The 17,406-nt window shown below is 65.1% G+C and carries 17 protein-coding genes; 3 read left to right on the top strand and 14 right to left on the bottom strand.

The window, feature by feature from the left end:
• Window positions 1-6: 6 nt before the first annotated feature.
• The 11 genes from NRS07_RS10150 to NRS07_RS10100 form a co-directional block, all read right to left on the bottom strand.
• Window positions 7-1,077, bottom strand: a complete 1,071-nt coding sequence (locus tag NRS07_RS10150) for a tetratricopeptide repeat protein (protein WP_259205950.1) — start codon at window positions 1,075-1,077, stop codon at window positions 7-9.
• Between the two features lie 7 nt (window positions 1,078-1,084).
• Window positions 1,085-1,975 carry an ExeA family protein gene (locus NRS07_RS10145; RefSeq protein ID WP_259205949.1) on the bottom strand — a complete coding sequence of 297 codons (891 nt, stop codon included), beginning with the start codon at window positions 1,973-1,975 and terminating at the stop codon, window positions 1,085-1,087.
• Window positions 1,975-3,780 (bottom strand): pilus (MSHA type) biogenesis protein MshL, encoded by a 1,806-nt coding sequence (mshL, locus tag NRS07_RS10140; protein ID WP_259205948.1) that lies wholly within the window; start codon window positions 3,778-3,780, stop codon window positions 1,975-1,977. The genes NRS07_RS10145 and mshL overlap by 1 nt, the downstream gene beginning before the upstream one ends.
• Window positions 3,781-3,790: 10 nt before the next feature.
• Window positions 3,791-4,174: a hypothetical protein gene (locus NRS07_RS10135; RefSeq protein WP_259205946.1), complete on the bottom strand. Its 384-nt coding sequence runs from the start codon at window positions 4,172-4,174 to the stop codon at window positions 3,791-3,793.
• Window positions 4,175-4,182: 8 nt separating this feature from the next.
• Window positions 4,183-4,884, bottom strand: coding sequence for a hypothetical protein (locus NRS07_RS10130; RefSeq protein WP_259205945.1), 702 nt, complete (start codon window positions 4,882-4,884; stop codon window positions 4,183-4,185).
• Entirely contained in the window at window positions 4,881-5,546 is a 666-nt protein-coding gene (locus tag NRS07_RS10125; protein ID WP_259205944.1) for a PilN domain-containing protein, read from the bottom strand. The genes NRS07_RS10130 and NRS07_RS10125 overlap by 4 nt, the downstream gene beginning before the upstream one ends.
• Window positions 5,543-6,439, bottom strand: a complete 897-nt coding sequence (locus NRS07_RS10120) for an agglutinin biogenesis protein MshI (RefSeq protein ID WP_307729883.1) — start codon at window positions 6,437-6,439, stop codon at window positions 5,543-5,545. The genes NRS07_RS10125 and NRS07_RS10120 overlap by 4 nt, the downstream gene beginning before the upstream one ends.
• Before the next feature lie 339 nt (window positions 6,440-6,778).
• Window positions 6,779-7,267, bottom strand: a complete 489-nt coding sequence (locus NRS07_RS20290; RefSeq protein ID WP_307729882.1) for a type II secretion system protein — start codon at window positions 7,265-7,267, stop codon at window positions 6,779-6,781.
• A 39-nt stretch (window positions 7,268-7,306) separates the two neighbouring features.
• A complete protein-coding gene (locus NRS07_RS10110; protein WP_259205942.1) occupies window positions 7,307-7,831 on the bottom strand; it encodes a hypothetical protein in 525 nt (174 codons plus the stop codon).
• Between the two features lie 14 nt (window positions 7,832-7,845).
• On the bottom strand, window positions 7,846-9,084 hold the full coding sequence (locus tag NRS07_RS10105) for a type II secretion system F family protein (protein ID WP_259205941.1): 1,239 nt from the start codon (window positions 9,082-9,084) through the stop codon (window positions 7,846-7,848).
• Window positions 9,084-10,787, bottom strand: a complete 1,704-nt coding sequence (locus NRS07_RS10100; protein ID WP_259205940.1) for a GspE/PulE family protein — start codon at window positions 10,785-10,787, stop codon at window positions 9,084-9,086. The genes NRS07_RS10105 and NRS07_RS10100 overlap by 1 nt, the downstream gene beginning before the upstream one ends.
• A 180-nt stretch (window positions 10,788-10,967) precedes the next feature.
• Between NRS07_RS10100 and NRS07_RS10095 the strand changes: the two genes are divergently transcribed.
• The 3 genes from NRS07_RS10095 to NRS07_RS10085 all read left to right on the top strand — a co-directional run bounded on the left by NRS07_RS10095 (window position 10,968) and on the right by NRS07_RS10085 (window position 14,166).
• A complete protein-coding gene (locus NRS07_RS10095) occupies window positions 10,968-11,690 on the top strand; it encodes a histidine phosphatase family protein (protein WP_259205939.1) in 723 nt (240 codons plus the stop codon).
• A gap of 94 nt (window positions 11,691-11,784) precedes the next feature.
• On the top strand, window positions 11,785-12,870 hold the full coding sequence (locus NRS07_RS10090; protein WP_259205938.1) for a phosphotransferase: 1,086 nt from the start codon (window positions 11,785-11,787) through the stop codon (window positions 12,868-12,870).
• Window positions 12,871-12,930: 60 nt separating this feature from the next.
• Window positions 12,931-14,166: an acyl-CoA dehydrogenase family protein gene (locus NRS07_RS10085; RefSeq protein ID WP_259205936.1), complete on the top strand. Its 1,236-nt coding sequence runs from the start codon at window positions 12,931-12,933 to the stop codon at window positions 14,164-14,166.
• 59 nt (window positions 14,167-14,225) lie between these two features.
• Here NRS07_RS10085 and NRS07_RS10080 read toward each other — a convergent pair whose 3' ends face one another.
• The 3 genes from NRS07_RS10080 to NRS07_RS10070 all read right to left on the bottom strand — a co-directional run bounded on the left by NRS07_RS10080 (window position 14,226) and on the right by NRS07_RS10070 (window position 17,403).
• A complete protein-coding gene (locus NRS07_RS10080; protein WP_259205935.1) occupies window positions 14,226-15,365 on the bottom strand; it encodes an acyl-CoA dehydrogenase family protein in 1,140 nt (379 codons plus the stop codon).
• A gap of 10 nt (window positions 15,366-15,375) precedes the next feature.
• A complete protein-coding gene (locus NRS07_RS10075; RefSeq protein ID WP_259205934.1) occupies window positions 15,376-16,578 on the bottom strand; it encodes an acyl-CoA dehydrogenase family protein in 1,203 nt (400 codons plus the stop codon).
• A 129-nt stretch (window positions 16,579-16,707) separates the two neighbouring features.
• Window positions 16,708-17,403 carry a PEP-CTERM sorting domain-containing protein gene (locus NRS07_RS10070; protein ID WP_259205933.1) on the bottom strand — a complete coding sequence of 232 codons (696 nt, stop codon included), beginning with the start codon at window positions 17,401-17,403 and terminating at the stop codon, window positions 16,708-16,710.
• Between the last annotated feature and the right edge of the window lie 3 nt (window positions 17,404-17,406).

Here is a 17,406-nt window from a genome sequence, read left to right as displayed (position 1 = left end):
GCCGCACTACCAGGCCAGCCCCTTGAGCCTGTCATCGACGAACGCCTGCAATTGCGCAGACAAGGTTCCGCTGGCACGGGCCTTGGCATATGCCACCGCCGCCTCGGCCGGCCGATCCTGCGCCTGCAGCGACATTCCCAACCCCATCCACCACACGCCGTTGTGCGGCGCGCTGCGCAGCGCCGCCTGGTAATGCTCGGCCGCCTCGCGGTGGCGCTGTTCGCGCTGCAGCGCGCCAGCCAGCAAGGCATGGTAGTCGCCATTGCCGGCGGCGTACGGCAAGCTGCGCTGCAAGGTCTCGATGCCGGGGCCACCCTTCTCGATCTGCAGCCGCGCCAGCAGCATCGCCAGCGCCGGCTGGCGCGGATCGAGCGCCAAGGCCGCCTGCAACTGCTGCGCTGCTTCGTCCGGACGCCTGGCCTCGATCAGCAGGCTCACCAGGGTCTGGCGCGCAGCGTCGTGGCGCGGGTCGGCGCGCAGCGCGTTTTGCAACTGTGAGATGGCTTCGGTGACGCGGCCCTGCTCCAGGCTGGCGAGCGCGCGGCGGTAGCTGTTCTCCGCGCTTTGCGAGGTGGTTTCCACGCGTGCCCCAGCCACCCTGGCGGGGACCTCGGCGCGCGCGGACACGGGCTGCACCGGCGCGCGCTGGCGGGCGGGTGCCGGCTTGACCGGCTCGGGCGGCGCTGCCTCGGGTGCCGGCGCGACTGCTTCCGGCAGCGCTTGCGGCGCTGGCGGCGGCGCTGCTGGCGCAGCAGTAACAGCAGCAGTAACAGCGGCAGCAGTAACAGAAGAAGCAGCAGCGGCAGCAGCAGCAGCAGGAACCAGTGGCTCGGCAACCGCTACCGCAGGCTGCGGTTCGACCGGCAAGGCCACGATCGCGGCCGACTGCTGCACGTTCCAGGCGAGGTAGGCACCCGCGCCCAGCAACACCACGACAGCGCCGAGCAGCGCCGTGCGCCCGCGCGGAAAAGCGCGCTCCGGCGCCAGCACGGTGCGGATCTCGGGCGAGACCGCGCCCGCGCCTGGCTGGCTGCCGCGCGCGTCCAGGTCTTGCAGCATCTTGTTAATTAAGCTCATCGCAAACTCATCGAACGAAGGTCCAGGCAACGCCGCCCGCGGCGCCGGCCAGGACGCCAGCGACGGCCAGCCATGGCCAGTAGCGGCGGCGCGCGCCGACAGTATCGATCGCGGCCGTCAAGACATGCCCGCCGCCGACCTGCTGCTTGCCCTGGCCATAGGCCAGCATCAGCGACTTGTGCGCCAGGATGTTCACCAGGCGCGGCACCCCGCCGCTGCTCTTGAACAGGCGCCGGATCGCGGCGCGCGAAAACAGCCGCGCACCGCCGTAGCCGGCCACGCGCAGGCGGTGCGCCACATAATAGTCCAGGTCGTCACGCGAGAGCGGGCCGAGATGGTAATGAAAGGTGATGCGCTGGGCCAGCTGGCGGATCTGGTCCAGTGCCAGCTTGCGGTTCAGTTCCGGCTGGCCGAACAGCACGATCTGCAGCAGCTTGCGTTTTTCGGTCTCGAGGTTGGTCAGCAGGCGCAGCGCTTCCAGGCTCTCGACCGGGATCGCCTGCGCCTCGTCGAGGCAGAGCACCACCTGCAAGCCGTACCCGGCCAGCTCCAGCAGGCGGCCATTGATCGCCTTGAGCAGCTGGTGCTGATCGACATCACGCGCCAGCCCGATCTCGAGTTCGTCCGCCAGCGCCAGCATCAGCGTGCGCGGTTCCAGGTAGGGATTCGGGATATAGGCGGTCACGAAACCATCGCCCAGCGTGGCCATGAACTTGCGGCACAGGAGCGTCTTGCCGGTGCCGACTTCGCCGGTGATCTTGATGAAGCCTTCGCCGCTGCGGGCGGCGATCAGTAGCGTGTTGAGCGCTTCCTGCGAGCGCGGGCTGCCGAAGAAGAAACTGGTGTCGGGCGTGATCCCGAACGGCAGCTCGCGCAGGCCGAAATGTGCCGCGTACATTACCGGCGGCCCGGCTGCGCTGGGCGCGGCGGCTCGACAGGCGCCAGCGCGCCCTGGGTCGGGTTCAGGCTATCGATGCGGCGGCTGGTGTCGAGCAGGTCCTGGCTCCAGTCGCTGGCGCCTTCGACGATGGTCGGCTTGATCAGCACCACCAGCTCGCGCTTCTGGTTGACGCGCTTCTTGTTGCTCAGCAGCGCGCCCAGCAACGGCACCCGGTCGGCGCCCGGCAACTGGTCGGTGTCGCCACTGGAAGCCTGGCGCATCAGGCCGCCGATGGCGACTACGCGCCCGTTCTGGCCGCGCACGATGCTGTCCAGTTCACTGGTGGACGACGAGGCCAGCGGCAGGTTGAGCGTGCCGGCGCTGCCCAGGTTGACCCCCTTGTTGACGGTCGTGACCTGGCTCACCGATGGGTGCACATGCAGCAAGATGTTGCCCTTGTCGTCGATCTGCGGCGTCACGTCGAGCACCACGCCCGAGAAGAAGGGCTGCAGCGTGACGCTCGGAGTGGTACTGCTGCCGGCGGCGGTGGTGTCGGTGGTCGTGGTAATGCCGGTGACAAAGAATTCGTCGGTGCCGATCTTGAGCACAGCCTTCTGGTTGTTCATTGCCGCCACCCGTGGGCTCGACAGCACGTGCACGGTTCCCTGCGACTCGAGGAAACTAATCAAGGCCGCGAAATTATTCGTCTGGAAGGCAAAACCGAACAGCGAACCGGCGGCATTGGCCGCCTGCGACAGCGAGAAACCGGTGCTGGCACTCAAGCCGTCGCCGTTATTGATCGGCGCTGGCTGGCCGCCGTTAAAGGGCAGCGGCGCCAGGTTGGCCCCCGGCGAGATGATGCCGGCCGACACCCGGTTGGCATGCCCACCGCGGAACGAGGCGAACGAGGCCCAGTTGATGCCGCTCTGGAAACTGTCGTTCAGTTCCACCTCGAGGATCTTGGCTTCCAGGATCACCTGGCGGTCGACCGACAACTGGGTGGCTTTCAGATACATGTCGACGTTGCGCAGTTCGTCCGGCATGGCGCGGATCACCAGCACGCCCGATTGCGGGCTCATGACCACACTGCGCCCGCCCTCCTTGGAGCCAACGATGGCTTCCACGGCGGCCCGCAGGTCGCCCCAGAAATCATTGACCGAGGTGGTGTTGACGTCGGTACTCTCGACCTGGGCATTGCCCCCGTTCTGGCCGCTGTTATTCCCGGTATTGCCGTTATTGGGCTGGTCGCCGTTCTGGCCACCGCCGCTGCCGCTGTTACCGGCGTTCTGGACCGACGTGGAAGTCACGCGCAGGTTCGAACTGCCGCGGCGCTGGGCGGTCAGGTAGTTCACCTGGAACATGCGGGTCTGCATGGTCAGCGGCCGGATCGTGATGCGGGTGCCGTCGATACGGTAATCGTAGCCGTACATCTCCTTCACTGCTTCGAGCGTCTCGGTCAGCGTGACGTCTTTCAGGTGGGCGCTGATGTTGCCGCCCACCTCAGGGTGCACCAGCATGTTGTAGCGGGTGCCCGCGACGATCGAGCGGAAGAACTGCTGCGCAGGGACGTTGTTGAAGGCGACGTTGAAACGCTCTTCCAGTGCCGGACGGGCCTTGGGCAGCGTGCTGGCCAGGGCAGCCGCAGGCGGCAACAGGGCGTTGGCCACGGCATCGTTCACGGGAAGCGCGCTGGCCGGCTGGGTATTGGCGCGCGCCATTTCGCGGCCGATCGCAGCATAGGTATCGTGCTTCGGCGCGCTCTGGCAGCCGGTGAGCAGCAAGGCGCCGGCAAGGGCCCCGGGAATGAACAGGAAAGTGCGCATCGTGTTCCCGTCAGTTGGCCAGCGCGGCGCCGGCATCGGCAGGCGATGTTGCAGGCGATGTTGCCGGCGTTGTTGCTGGATACAGGCGCAGCACCTGGCGCTCGCGCCCGCGCACCAGTTCTACCTCGGCCTGGGTGATGCGGGCCACGCGCGCACCCTTGAAACTGCCGCCAAGAAGCACGGTCTCGCCGTCGATCACGGCTACCTGGCGCCCACCCGGGCGCGGTGCGATCAGCACCGATTGCAGCCGCGGCAGCTCGCCTTCGGCGGCCCCCGGGTTCGCGTGGGCGGAGAGTGTTCCCGATGGCCGGGTCGGGTCGGGTAGTGCCTGCGCGTGCGCGCTGGCGACCATCAAGGGGCAGGCCAGCACCGCGGCGGCCACGGTCAGTGTCATCAAGGTATTCACAGCTTCATCCATTTCCGGTCGAGACTCAGGGTATAGAGTGTCAGCGTCAGGCGGGAGGCCGGGTACTCCTCCACGTCGAGCTGCGCCCTGCCCCAGAACAGCTGGGTGGGCATCGCTTCGAGAGCGCTCATGTAGTTGACCATGTCAAGGTAATTGCCGCGGACAGTCACTTCGACGCCGTGGCGGTACAGCAAGCCGGCAGGCTTGTCTGAATCAATCGTTGCGGGAGCAGCCGCCGCGGGCGGCGCCGTGCCAACTGCCTGCGCGTCTGCCCCGATCGTCTCGACCGGGAGCGTGCGCAGGCTCACCAGCTGCAGGCGGCCATTGGCACGCAAGATCGCCTCGACCAGCGGCGCCATGCGCTCGGGCGGGACCAGGCCATGCTGCATCGCCAGCAGCGATTCACCCAGCCGGGCGTTGTCTTGCCTCAAGGAATCGAGACGGGTGCGCGCCGGCGCATCCGGATCCACCTGATAGGCCTCGAGCCTGGCAATGATCTCGCCATCGATGCCCATCATGTTGTTACGCTGCTGGAGAATCTGCTCGAGCAAGGCATCTTGCTGGCGATAGATCGGCGACAGCACCAGCTGGAATCCCACAAAGGTGAACACCGCCACGGCGGCGGCGAACATGAGAGCCCGCTCGCGCAGGGTCAGTGCGTCGATGCGGCCGCCAAGCTCGATCAGGCGCTGTTTCATGGGCTCACCGTAACCGGGGTTGCCACAGGAACTGCCTGCAGGCTAAAAGCCACGTACGGTGCGGGCGTCTTCACCGGTTTTCCGTCGGCATCGAGGCGGCTCAAGGCTTCGGCCTGGCCGATCTGCAGGCTGGTGAAGGACTTGCCCTGCAACAGCGGTTCGCGCGTCAGGCGGTTGATATAGCCGGGCACCAATGCCGGGTCGGTCGTGCGGCCTTCGAGGCCGATGTCCCTGCCGGCGATGCTCACACCGGTGAGCCATAGGCCAGCTACGCTCTGGCGTGCAAAGGCCTGGAAATAGCGGGAGTAGCCGCCCGTGTCGCCCAGTTCGCCCCGTTCAAGCACATCCGAGATGCGGCGCATGGCCGCAAGCGCGGTCTCGGCCTCGCGTATCTGCATGTCGATCTCGGCAGACTTGCTGCGCGGAGAAAACTGGGCGTTCACCGATGTCAGGCGCGCCTGCTTGCGCGCCAGTTCGGCGGCGCCCGCATCGGCCTCTGCCTGCATGCGCGCGGTCTGCGCGCGCAGCAAGACGCTCAAGCCTGCGATTCCGCACGCCAGCACCAGCAGCGCGATCCCCATCATCGGCGCGCTCAGGCGTTTCTTCTGCGGCTGGAAAGCCGGATTGAACAGGTTGACCTGCTGGCGCGACAGCTTGCTCATGTCAGCGCCTCGGTGCGCAGGGCCGCGCCCAGCGGCAGGAAGAACCTTGCCTGCTGTGCCATGTCGGCAAGTTCAGGAGTGCGCGTGAAGTCGAATACACTGGCCAGATCGAGCGTCTCGACCGGCATGTACATGTTGCTCGACAGGTAGTCGTCCAGACCGGTCGCCCGCGAAGGCGCGAGCAGCAGTTTCGAGACGCTGATGAAGGAAAACTGCCGCTCGAAGTTGTCGAGCGAACGTTGCAGTTCGAGCGTGATGCGGTCGAAGGCCGCGTGCTTGCGTTCGTGTTCAACTTCGAGCAATTGCTCGAAGCTGACATCGAAACGGCGCGACAGGTAGAGTTCGCCACGGAAGGATACGGTCAGCAAGCCGCCTTCAGCCTCGAACGAAAGCATTGCCACGCCCCGGCCTTCGGGTTCGAGCATTGCCGACATATTACGCTGGGCCATCTCGGGGATGTCAATCACGGACAGGTCGATCTTGGCGTCGAGAAACAGTTTCTGGCGCGGCGCAATCACGCTGTTGCGAGCGGCGATGGCGAACAGCGATTGCTGGGAGCGTGCGCCGGAAGCCTGGTCGAGCGGAATATCGAGCACGTCGACGGTCGCCTCGGTTACCGGAAAGTCCAGCATGTCCTTGAGGCGCCACTTGATCGCCGTGCGCATTTCTTCTTTCGGCACATTGGGCGACTCCACGCTGATGACCTGGTATTCGCCGCCGGCCAGCAGGGTCACGCAATGCATTGCCCCAGCCTGTCCATCGCGGCCCGCTTTTTCCAGAACGTCTTCGGGCTGTCCAGGCAGAAAATGCGCAAAGCGCACCGAGGGCTTGCCGTCGCCGGCGCGCTCGACGCTGCACGCAACGATGCCATCGCGCTGAATGGCAAGTGTCAACCACCCGTCTTTCTTTTTAGTTCTTCTAAAAAAGCGCATCAAGCGGCGAATGTCCTGTCGGAGAAGAAAAAGCTTTATGCTGCAAACGCTTGATTATATTCAAGACTCGTCGTATCAGCGTATAAAAAAAACGCTCACCAATGAAAAGATCCGCGCTGGACATGCCGGGGACCGTCTTTCGTGGCTGATGCATGCAGGGGCCTGCTCAGCGCAGCACATGAGGTCTTGATCAGCCCGAAAAAAAACCTGCCTGCAAGACCCGATCCACCCGGAGGAAGTCGGCCTGGCAGGCAGGGCGTTGCGTCGATGGCCCGGCAACGCCGGGCCTGGCACATCGGTTTAGTCGCAGACGAAATTGCCGTTGGCTGGCAGGGTCGCAAACACTGGCGCCGTGTTCACTGCGGTTGCCGGACGGTAGATCACCGCGCAGGTAAGCGGGGTGGCCGTGCCTACCGGGGAGACCGTCAGGCCACCGTTGGCTTGCGTGATGGTGTAGTCGTTTGCACCCAGGCCGGCGGCAGTGGCGAACTGACGTGCCTGAGCCAGGCTCGCTGCTGCGGGATAGCCGTTGAACAGGGCCACGGTTGCACCTTCGAGCACCACGTTGCCGGTGACGATGCCGTTGACCAGGGCTTCCGAGTGCACCATGGCCGAGGTCGAAGCGAGCGCGCCGCGCGCCGCGCGCAGGCTTGCCTCGCGGGCATCACCGCCCAGGTTGGCGAAGCGCGGCAGCGCGGTCGCCGCCAGAATGCCCAGGATCACAATCACGACGATCAGTTCGATCAGGGTAAAACCGCCTTGCTTGCCAGCCTTGAAATTCTTGTTCATGAAGCTCTCCGTTAAATAAGGTGCGGACGACCCGCGTTTTCAGTGGTGATTGGAGGCTACCCGGTCGACCACCTGACCAAGCACCAACCCGAGAATTGCTTCGTTCCGTCCCTGGTTGTCGGCCGGCTCGAGCTCACGCAACAATTCTACCTTGAACTTGAGCAATTTTGATGTCTCAGGAGAAAAAGTGTCGCTACTTTGCAAAAAATTGATGGTTTTGTCGGCCCGGTCGAAATACCAGTGTCCAGGCTTGATCGCGCCAGCATCCGGGCGGTAAAACTCGCCCTGGTAATTTTTTGGCGAAGACGCCAGCCAGGTGACCGGATTTTCTTGTGCCAACGCCTCCAGGGCTTCTTGCCCGCCGTGGCCGGCAAGGCGCGCCACCCGCACGGCCATGGCGGTGCGCGCTGCCGACACCACTTGCATGGCGGCTGCGCGCTCGAGCAAGGCGCGGTATTCCAGCATCCTGGCCAGCAGCAATCCCGCCAGCAGCGCCGCCACCAAGGCGCACGCGGCAAGGGCCATCAAGCTATAGCCGTTCCCGCGCCCTGCCCTTGCCCTCATGCGTGCCTCGGGCGTCATTTCGGACCAAGGGCCGCTTCGCCCAAATCCCAGATCGGCAGGAAAATGCCCAGCGCAAGCACGAGCACCATCGCCCCCAGGAAGGTGATCAGGATCGGTTCGATCTGGCTCGACAAGGTCTTGAGCTCGTAGTCGACTTCGCGTTCGTACATCTGCGCGATTTCGTCCATCAGGTCGTCGAGCGAACCGGATTCTTCGCCGACGGCGATCATCTGCAGCACGATCGGCGTGAATACATTGGCGGCAGTGGCCGTGCGCGTGATGCTCTCGCCGCGCTCGACGCCGTCGCGCATCTGCTCGATGCGCGAACTCAGGTAGGCATTATCGGACGTCTGCGATACCACCGTCAGTGCCTGGACGATCGGCACGCCGCTACGCATCGCGAGCGCGAAACTGCGGGCGAAGCGGGCCATGGTTCCCTTGTGGATGATCTTCCCGGCGATCGGCAAGCGCAGCTTGTAGCGGTCCCAGGCCAGCAGGCCCCGGGCGGTCGCGGTCCATTTGCGGAATCCCAGCACGGCGCCGGCAGCCAGCCCCGCGATCAAGGGCCAGTAATCGACGGTGAACTTCGAGGTGCCGATCAGTATGCGGGTCATCAAGGGCAGTTCGGAGCCGAACTGCTTGAACACCGAGGTAAAGCTCGGGATGACGAAAATGTTGACGATGACCATCGCAATGACCATGGCGGCAATCACGAAGCTCGGGTAGCGCAGCGCCGTCTTGACCCGCTCGCGCATGTCGCGGTCGAATTCCAGGTGGTCGAACAGGCGCAGGAAGACTTCTTCCAGGCGGCCGGTCATCTCGCCTACCCGCACCATCGACAGGTAGAAGGTATTGAACACTGTCGGATGGCGCGCCATCGAAGCCGACAGTTCGCGCCCGGCATCGAGCGATTCGCGCAAGTCCTTGATGACCCGGCCAAAGGTCTTGTTGATGGCCGATTCCTGCAGACCCGCCAGGCCGCGCATGATCGGCACGCCGGACTTGAGCAGGGTGTAGATCTGGCGGCTGAACAGCTGCACGTCCATCGAGGTGACGCGCTTGTCGGTCAGGCGTGCCCACAGGCCTGCGCTCCCGTCCTTCGCGGCCGGCCCCTTGCGGCTGGGATGGATGTCGATCGGCGTGGCGCCGCTGCCGAACAACTGGTCGGCCACGGCGGCGCTGTCGGCGCCTTCGAGGATGCCCTGCAGGAGTTCGCCGCGCGCGTCGCGCGCCTTGTAGGCAAAGAAGGGCATCAGTCGTCGAGCTGATTACTGATGCGCATCGCTTCTGCGATGGTGGTGCGCCCCTGCACCGCCAGGCTCACGCCGTGGCGGCGCAGGGTCTCGCCTTCCATCTGGGCCTGCGCCACTTTCAGGAAATGCGCCGGGTCCGGGTGATTCGCGGCGTCGGTGACGGCGCGCGTCATCTCGAGCAGCTCGTAGACCCCGGTACGGCCGCGAAAACCGGTGCCGTTGCAGTGCGAACAGCCCTTGCCGTGGAAGAAACTGGTGCTGGCGGCGAGCTCACCGAGCTCGGCCTGCAGCCAGGTCACTTCGGCCGGCGTGGCCGGATGCGGTTCGGCGCAGCTCTCGCAGATCACGCGCACCAGGCGCTGGGCCAGCACCGCTTGCAGCGAGCCGCCCACCATGTAGCGCGGCACCCCCATGTCCATCAGGCGCAGCGGCGTGCTGGCGGCGTCGTTCGTGTGCAGCGTCGACAGCACCAGGTGGCCGGTCATGGCGGCGCGCAGGCCGATCTGGGCGGTTTCCTGGTCGCGCATCTCGCCCACCAGCACGATATCCGGATCCTGGCGCAGCGCCGAGCGCAGCACGCGGGCGAACGACAGCTCGATTTTCTCGTTGACCTGCACCTGGTTGATGCCGGGCAGCCGGTATTCGACCGGATCTTCGACCGTGATGAGTTTTTTCTCGACCGAGTTCAGTTCGGACAGCGCGCTGTACAAGGTCGTGGTCTTGCCACTGCCGGTAGGGCCGGTAACCAGCACCAGGCCGTTGGGACGCTGTACCAGCATCCGGAAGCGCTCGACGATCCGCGGTGGCATTCCGATCGCGTCCAGGCCCAGCCGGGTGCCGCCCTGGTTCAGCAGGCGCATGACCACCGATTCGCCGTACTGGGTGGGCATGGTCGAAATACGCACGTCGATGCGCTGGTTGCGCACCTTGACCGCAAAGCGGCCGTCCTGCGGCAGGCGCTTTTCCGAAATGTCGAGGTCGGCCATCAGCTTCAGGCGCAGCGCCAGCGGCGTGGCGACCTTGATGTCGGCTTCGGTCTGCAGGTGCAGCACCCCGTCGATGCGGAAGCGGATCTGCAGGCGGCCGTCCTGCGGTTCGATGTGGATGTCGGATGCGCGCACCTGGGCCGCGTCGTCGAACACCGATTGCAGCAGCTTGACGATCGGCGCTTCTTCCAGGCCCGGATTGGCAGCGAGCGCGCCGAAGTCGATCGAGGTATCGCCCAGGTCGGCCTCGACCTCGCGCGCGAAATCGGTGATATCGCCGGTGCGGCGGTAGATGCGGTCGATCGCTGCCAGCACTTCGGTCTCGTTGACCACCGCCAGCTCGATGCCTTTTTTCAGCAGGCGCGCAATCTCGTCGTAGGCAAACAGGTCGGTCGGGTCGGACACGCCCACCAGCATGGTTTCGCGCCGGTCTTCCAGCACCAGCGCGCGAAAGCGCCGCGCCGCGGTTTCTGGCAGCAGGCGCACCAGCTCGGCATTGATGTTGTAGAACTTGAGGTGGATATAGGGGATATTGAGCTGGCGTGCGAGGGCGCCGGAAATCTGCTCTTCAGTGACGAAGCCGCTCTCGACAAATACACGCCCGAGCTTGCGTCCGGTGCGCTTCTGGTCCGCCAAGGCCTGCATCAGCTGCTCTTCGGACAGCAGCTTTTGCTGGATCAGCACTTCTCCCAGTCGAATTTTCTCCGGCCTTGCCATGAATTTCCTCTTTAACTATTGCAACGAACATTTTATGCCAGAACGCGCAAGAATTGACTGCTGGAATTGTTTTGACGCTGCGAGTGTCGCTGTTTGGCCTCGCCACAATAGCATCGCGTGTAAGATCGGCCGGCCAGCAAGGCAATGCACAGTAATGCACCAAAACAACAAGGAGCGAGCATGACCGAGCCCGGAGCCCGTCCGCAGCGCCGCCGCATCTACCTGATGCGACATGGCAGCGTGACCTATTTCGACGACAGCGGAAAACCACATCTGCCCGAGAGCGTGTCGCTCAATGACACCGGCCTGGCCCAGGCCGAGGCCGCCGGCCGCGCCTTGTTCGACGCCGGCGTGCGCTTTGACCGCGTGATCACCTCGGGCCTGCCGCGCACCATCGAAACGGCGCAGCAGGTGCTGGCCGCGTATGCCCAGGACGCCCAAGCCGTGCCGGAACCCGAACCGTGGCCGGAGCTGCAAGAGATCCGCGGCGGGCGCCTGTCGGCGATCCCGCCAGATGCGCTGCGGCGCGCCTTCACCGGTGCGTTCGAAGGCCTGGTCGAGCACGACCAGCGCTTCCTTGGCGGCGAGTCGGTCGGCGAATTGATGGACCGGGTGCATCCGGCGATCGGACGCCTGCGCGCCCAGCCCGACTGGGACACGGTCCTGCTGGTACTGCACGGCGGCGTCAACTGCGCGATCCTGTCGCTGGCACTGACCGGACAGCGCCTGTTCCTGGGCGGACTGGCACAGGCGCCCGGGTGCATCAACGCGCTCGACGTCGGCGACGAGCCGCGCGACTGGGTGGTCCGCTTCGTCAACTACGTGCCGCCCGGGCCACTGCAGCCGGGCGCCCGCACCACCACGATGGAACAATTATTCGAGCAATACCGCAAAGGCCGCTGAAGCCCCAGAAAAATAGCACGCACGTACAATTTTCTGCTCGGGCGCGCTAGAATGGCTGCGGCTTCACCTGAACAACCATACCGATGGAGACGCGATGTTCGAGGAAATGATGGGCACCAAGCCGGTGTCCGAACGCCAGAAGTTCGATGTCGACGTGCTCGACGCCTGGCTCAGCGGCCACGTCGACGGCTATGCCGGCGGCCCGGGCACGCTCACGGCCGAGCAATTCAAGGGCGGCCAGTCGAATCCCACATTCAAGCTCACCGCCGGCAGCGGCGCCGGCCAGCGCCATTACGTACTGCGTACCAAGCCCGGCCCCGCGGCCAAGCTGCTGCCCTCCGCGCATGCAATCGAGCGCGAGTTCCGCGTGATGCAAGCCTTGCATGGCGCCGGCTTCCCGGTGCCGCGCCAGTTGGCCCTGTGTACCGACGAATCCATCATCGGGCGCGCTTTCTTCGTGATGGAATTCGTCGCGGGCCGGGTACTGTGGGACCAGTCGCTACCGGGCATGAGCCCGGGCGAGCGCGCCGCCATTTACGACGAGCAGAACCGCGTGATCGCCCTGCTGCATACGACCGACTACACCACCATCGGCCTGGGCGACTACGGCAAGCCTGGTAATTACTTTGCGCGCCAGATCGAGCGCTGGACGAGGCAGTACCAGGCCTCTTGCACTGAATCGATCGAGGCGATGGACCGCCTGATCGACTGGCTGCCGCAGAACATTCCGCCCGGCGAAGACACGGCCATCGTGCACGGCGACTACCGGCTCGACAACCTGATCTTCCACCCGACGCAGCCGCGCATCATCGGCGTGCTCGACTGGGAGTTGTCGACGCTCGGCCATCCGCTCGCGGATTTCTCTTACCACTGTATGAGCTGGCATATCCCCCCCGGAAAATTGCGCGGCATCGCGGGACTGGACCTGGCGCAACTGGGTATTCCGTCGCTGCAGGACTATATAGCGCGCTATTGCGAGCGCACCGGCAAGCTTATCCGCACCCAGGACTTCGACTTCTACCTCGCCTACAACATGTTCCGCCTGGCCGGCATCATGCAAGGCATCATGAAGCGCTACGTGGACGGTACCGCCGCCAGCGCCCAGGCCCTGGAAAACGGCAAGGCGGCGCGGCCAATGGCCGAGATGGCATGGCAGTTCGCCTCGCGTAGTCGCGCCTGAGCCGCGCATGAGCTGCAATGCACCGCCGCCACCGCACCCGAACACAGACAAGGACCCCACATGGATTTCGCTTATTCCGCGCGCTGCCAGCAGTTGCAGGCCCGCCTGCTCGACTTCATGGACGCGCACATCTATCCGAACGAACGCGCCTATCACGATGAAATCGCCGCCAATGAGCGCGACAAGGGCAGCCGCTGGCTGCCGCTCGACCTGATCGAACGCCTCAAACCACTCGCGCGCGAAGCCGGGCTATGGAATCTGTTCCTGCCCAGGTCGGCGCACGCACCGGAAGGCCTGTCGAACCTCGACTATGCCCCGTTGTGCGAGATCATGGGCCGGGTGCCCTGGGCGCCCGAGGTCTTCAATTGCTCGGCGCCCGATACCGGCAACATGGAGACCCTCGAGCGCTACGCGTCCGAAGCGCTCAAGCAAGCATGGCTGGCGCCGCTCCTGCGCGGCGAGCTGCGCTCGGCTTTCGCCATGACCGAGCCCGACGTCGCCTCGTCGGACGCGACCAATATTGCCACCCGCATCGCACGCGACGGCGACGACTACCTCATCAACGGGCATAAATGGTGGATCTCGGGTGCGGGCGATCCGCGCTGCAAGGTCTTCATCGTGATGGGCAAGACCGATCCGGATGCGGCGCGCCACCAGCAGCAGTCGATGATCGTGGTCGCGGCCGATACCCCCGGCATCACGATCGTGCGCCCGTTGCCGGTATTTGGCTACGACGACGCGCCCCACGGTCATTGCGAGATCCGCTTCGAGAATGTGCGCGTGCCGGCTGCCAACATGCTGCTCGGTGAAGGACGCGGCTTCGAGATCGCCCAGGGCCGCCTGGGGCCAGGCCGCATTCACCATTGCATGCGCGCCATCGGCGTGGCCGAGCGGGCACTCGAACTGATGTGCAAACGGCTGGATTCGCGGGTGGCATTCGGGCGCAAGATTTCAGAGCAAGGCGTATGGCGCGAACGGATCGCCGAAGCGCGCATCCGCATCGATACCGCGCGTCTGCTCACGCTCAAGGCCGCCTACATGATGGACACGGTCGGAAACAAGCAGGCGGCAGCCGAGATCGCGATGATCAAGGTGCTGGCGCCGGCCGTGGCCCAGGACGTGCTGGACTGGGCGATCCAGGCCCACGGCGCGGCCGGCGTCTCGGAAGACTTTCCGCTGGCCTGGCAGTGGGCCGGCAACCGCGCACTGCGCCTGGCCGACGGGCCCGACGAAGTGCACCGCAATGCCGTGGCCAAGCTGGAGCTGGCAAAGTACGCCAAGGCGCACGGGCACTGAGCCTGCCGGCCACGCGGCCCGCCAGCCTGGCCAGGCTCACCAGTAGCAAGGCGCCGCCGTTACGGCGCCCTTTGGAAGCCCGGCTGCGCCATGAAGCGCGCCAGGTGGTGGTCGCGGTCGCCCAGCGTCAGGTCGATGGTAGTCAAGCGCTTGAAGTAGTGCGAAGCCGCCAGTTCGTCGGTCACGCCCATGCCACCGTGCAGCTGCACCGCCTGCTGGCCAATGAAACGCGCCGCTTCGCCAACCCGGTACTTGGCTGCGGCCGCGACCTGGCGCCGCTCGGCCGCATCCGCGCCGTCGAGCTTGACGGCGACCAGCAAGGCCATCGAGCGCGCCTGTTCCAGGTGGATGTACATGTCGGCCATGCGGTGCTGCAGCGCCTGGAACTTGCCGATCGGGACGCCGAACTGCTGGCGCGTCTTCAGGTACTCGAGCGTAGCGTCAAACAGGGCTTCCATCGCGCCGAGCGCCTCGAAGCACAGCAGGCCAGCGCCGTAATCGGCGCCGTGTTCGAGCAACTCCCAGCCATTGCCGGCCTGGCCGATGACAGCATCCGGGGGTAGAACCACGCCATCGAAGCGCAGGTCGGCCGCGCGCAGCCCGTCGAGGCCGCGGTAGGCGGTCTGCCTCAGCCCGGGTGCGTCGGCCGGCACCGCGAACAGGGTAATGCCGTCTTCATCGCGTTGCGCGCCGCCGGTTCGCGCCGACACCACCAGCACACCGGCTTCGGCGCCATGGATCACCACGTTTTTTTCACCGTCCAGGCGCCAGCCAGCACCGTCCCGCTCGGCACGGGTGAGAATGTCGCGCAGATCGTGACGGGACTGGCGCTCGCCCAGCGCGCAAGCCATTTTCAGCTCGCCCGTGGCCACCGCTTCGAGCAGGGCGCCATGCCCGCCGCCGAGCTTGAGAAATTGCGCGCCGAGCACGGTCGCAAGGTAGGGCTCCACTACCAGCGCGCGTCCGAGTTCGCGCATCACCACGAACATGTCGGTTGCGCCGCCACTAAAGCCACCCTGCTCTTGCGGCACCGGCAAGGCCGTCATGCCCAGCTCCACCAGCCTGGCCCAGGCCTGGCTTGACGTTCCCTCGGGGCTGGCAATAATGGCGCGGCGCTGCTCGAAACTGTAGTCACGGCCAATCCAGCGTTTCAGTGCATCGGCGAACTGGACCTGTTCTTCGTTGAGATTGAAGTGCATCTGGTTCTCCTTACAGGCCCAGGATCATCTGGCTGATGATTCCGCGCTGGATTTCGTTCGAGCCCCCGTAGATGGAGGTCTTGCGATAGTTAAAATAGTACGAAGCCAGCGGCGCGGCCGCGTCGTCGCCGGCCACGCTGTGCTCCTGTTCACCCTCGAGATAGGCCGCGTCGAAGGGCAGCGCCATCGGCCCCGCGGCCTCGAGCATGAGTTCGGTGAGCATCTGCTGGATGTCGGTGCCGCGCACCTTGAGCACCGACGCTTCCGGGCCGGGAGCCTTGCCAGCTTGCGCCAGTACTCGCAGCACCGTCATGTCGAGCGCCATCAGCTCGATTTCGAGCGCGGCCACCTTGGCCGCGAACAGCGGGTCTTCCAGCAGCGGACGGCCGTTCTTGTGTTCGCGGCGCGCCAGGCGCTTGAGCAAGCCCAGTTCGCGCTTGCTGCGGCCAACGGCGGCGATGCCGGTGCGTTCATGTCCGAGCAAATATTTGGCATAGGTCCAGCCACGGTTTTCCTCGCCCACCAGGTTGGCGGCCGGCACCCGCACGTTATCAAAGAACACTTCGTTCACTTCATGGTCTTCATCGAGCATGATGATCGGGCGCACGGTCACTCCCGGCGCGTGCATGTCGATCAGCAAGAATGAAATGCCCTCTTGCTTGCGCACCGACGCGTCGGTGCGCACCAGGCAGAAGATCATGTCGGCATGCTGGGCCAGGGTGGTCCAGGTCTTCTGGCCGTTGACGATATAGTGTTCGCCATCGGCGTCGAGATGGCGCACTGCCGTGGTCTTGACCGAGGCAAGATCGGAACCGGCGCCCGGTTCGGAATACCCCTGGCACCACCAATCCTCGCAGGACAAGATACGCGGCAGCAAACGTGCCTTCTGCTCTTGACTACCGAATGCCATGATCACCGGTGCCACCATGTCGATGCCGAACGGCATGATGCGCGGGGTGCCGGCACGCGCGCATTCTTCTTCGAAGATGTGGCGCTGGAGCGCCGTCCAGCCCGGGCCGCCGAATTCGCGCGGCCAGGCCGGTGCTACCCACCCCTGCCGGGCAAGTATCCGGTGCCAGCGCACGAAGTCGTCCTTATCCAGGCGCAGGTGCTGGAGTACCTTGGCTTGCAGATCTTTGGGGAGGTGGGAATCGAGAAAGGCGCGGACCTGGTCGCGAAACGCCAGGTCTTCATCCGAGTAGTGCAGGTCCATGTGGTCTCCTTGTTAGGGGTCGCTTGAAAAAGCACGACCGTTCACAAGATTGTACCGCAACTGGACTGACCGCCAAGTGGAACACTTGCGGTCTTGCGGGACGGACAGTGCCGCCCCGCGTACTCCGGATTAGCGTGAGCGGCGGCGCAGTGCGCCAACACCCAGCATACCGGCCAACATCAGCGCCAGGCTGGCTGGCTCTGGCACGTCGACCGCGGCAAGCCTGGCGCTGCCACCGCCTACGCCAGCACCGACGCCGGCATTCGGCTGGACCGCGCTATTGCCCGCGCCAGGAATGAATGCGCTGGCGCCGCTACCGTTTGACGTGCCAGCCGAGCCACTGCCCGAACTGCTACCCGAACCGATCGGACCGCTAGCCGCGCCGCCGCCCGAAGTCGAGCGCACTGCTGGCGCTGCACCGGCGCTGCCTGCCTGAACCTTGGCGCCGTCAGCCGAGTTGACCAACGACACGGTGGTGCCCATCGACACCGCCATGATCGCCATGTTAGAGCTCAGCAGGTAGTCGCCGGCGATGCCACGCTTGAACAGCATCGTGGTTTGGCCGTTGTCTTGGGAGATAGTTGCGGCCGCCTTACCGCCGACAATGTCGGCCAGGGTAGCTTCCGACGATGCGCCGGACGAGTGGGCCACGCCGCCCATCAATTTATAGTTACCCTGCAGAACGCCGGAACCGAGTACATCGACCCCGTTGCCGGCAGACCAGCCGGACAGGAAGGTCGGCGCAGTGCTCGACGGGATCGTATCAGCTTGGGCGGCACCTGCACCGACCAGCAGTGCAGCAACGACGAGGTGACGAATTGTCATGGA

The organism is Massilia sp. H6, from assembly GCF_024802625.1.
Taxonomy (GTDB): domain Bacteria; phylum Pseudomonadota; class Gammaproteobacteria; order Burkholderiales; family Burkholderiaceae_D; genus Telluria.
Note: the sequence above shows the minus strand (reverse complement) of the source record. Positions and strands in the feature narration are given on the sequence as shown.

Bases quoted from the DNA above. Each gene is read 5' to 3' on its own strand.
- NRS07_RS10150 (WP_259205950.1), bottom strand. From the start codon at position 1,077: ATGAGCTTAATTAACAAGATGCTGCAAGACCTGGACGCGCGCGGCAGC.
- NRS07_RS10145 (WP_259205949.1), bottom strand. From the start codon at position 1,975: ATGTACGCGGCACATTTCGGCCTGCGCGAGCTGCCGTTCGGGATCACG.
- mshL (WP_259205948.1), bottom strand. From the start codon at position 3,780: ATGCGCACTTTCCTGTTCATTCCCGGGGCCCTTGCCGGCGCCTTGCTG.
- NRS07_RS10135 (WP_259205946.1), bottom strand. From the start codon at position 4,174: ATGACACTGACCGTGGCCGCCGCGGTGCTGGCCTGCCCCTTGATGGTC.
- NRS07_RS10130 (WP_259205945.1), bottom strand. From the start codon at position 4,884: ATGAAACAGCGCCTGATCGAGCTTGGCGGCCGCATCGACGCACTGACC.
- NRS07_RS10125 (WP_259205944.1), bottom strand. From the start codon at position 5,546: ATGAGCAAGCTGTCGCGCCAGCAGGTCAACCTGTTCAATCCGGCTTTC.
- NRS07_RS20290 (WP_307729882.1), bottom strand. From the start codon at position 7,267: ATGAACAAGAATTTCAAGGCTGGCAAGCAAGGCGGTTTTACCCTGATC.
- NRS07_RS10110 (WP_259205942.1), bottom strand. From the start codon at position 7,831: ATGAGGGCAAGGGCAGGGCGCGGGAACGGCTATAGCTTGATGGCCCTT.
- NRS07_RS10105 (WP_259205941.1), bottom strand. From the start codon at position 9,084: ATGCCCTTCTTTGCCTACAAGGCGCGCGACGCGCGCGGCGAACTCCTG.
- NRS07_RS10100 (WP_259205940.1), bottom strand. From the start codon at position 10,787: ATGGCAAGGCCGGAGAAAATTCGACTGGGAGAAGTGCTGATCCAGCAA.
- NRS07_RS10095 (WP_259205939.1), top strand. From the start codon at position 10,968: ATGACCGAGCCCGGAGCCCGTCCGCAGCGCCGCCGCATCTACCTGATG.
- NRS07_RS10090 (WP_259205938.1), top strand. From the start codon at position 11,785: ATGTTCGAGGAAATGATGGGCACCAAGCCGGTGTCCGAACGCCAGAAG.
- NRS07_RS10085 (WP_259205936.1), top strand. From the start codon at position 12,931: ATGGATTTCGCTTATTCCGCGCGCTGCCAGCAGTTGCAGGCCCGCCTG.
- NRS07_RS10080 (WP_259205935.1), bottom strand. From the start codon at position 15,365: ATGCACTTCAATCTCAACGAAGAACAGGTCCAGTTCGCCGATGCACTG.
- NRS07_RS10075 (WP_259205934.1), bottom strand. From the start codon at position 16,578: ATGGACCTGCACTACTCGGATGAAGACCTGGCGTTTCGCGACCAGGTC.
- NRS07_RS10070 (WP_259205933.1), bottom strand. From the start codon at position 17,403: ATGACAATTCGTCACCTCGTCGTTGCTGCACTGCTGGTCGGTGCAGGT.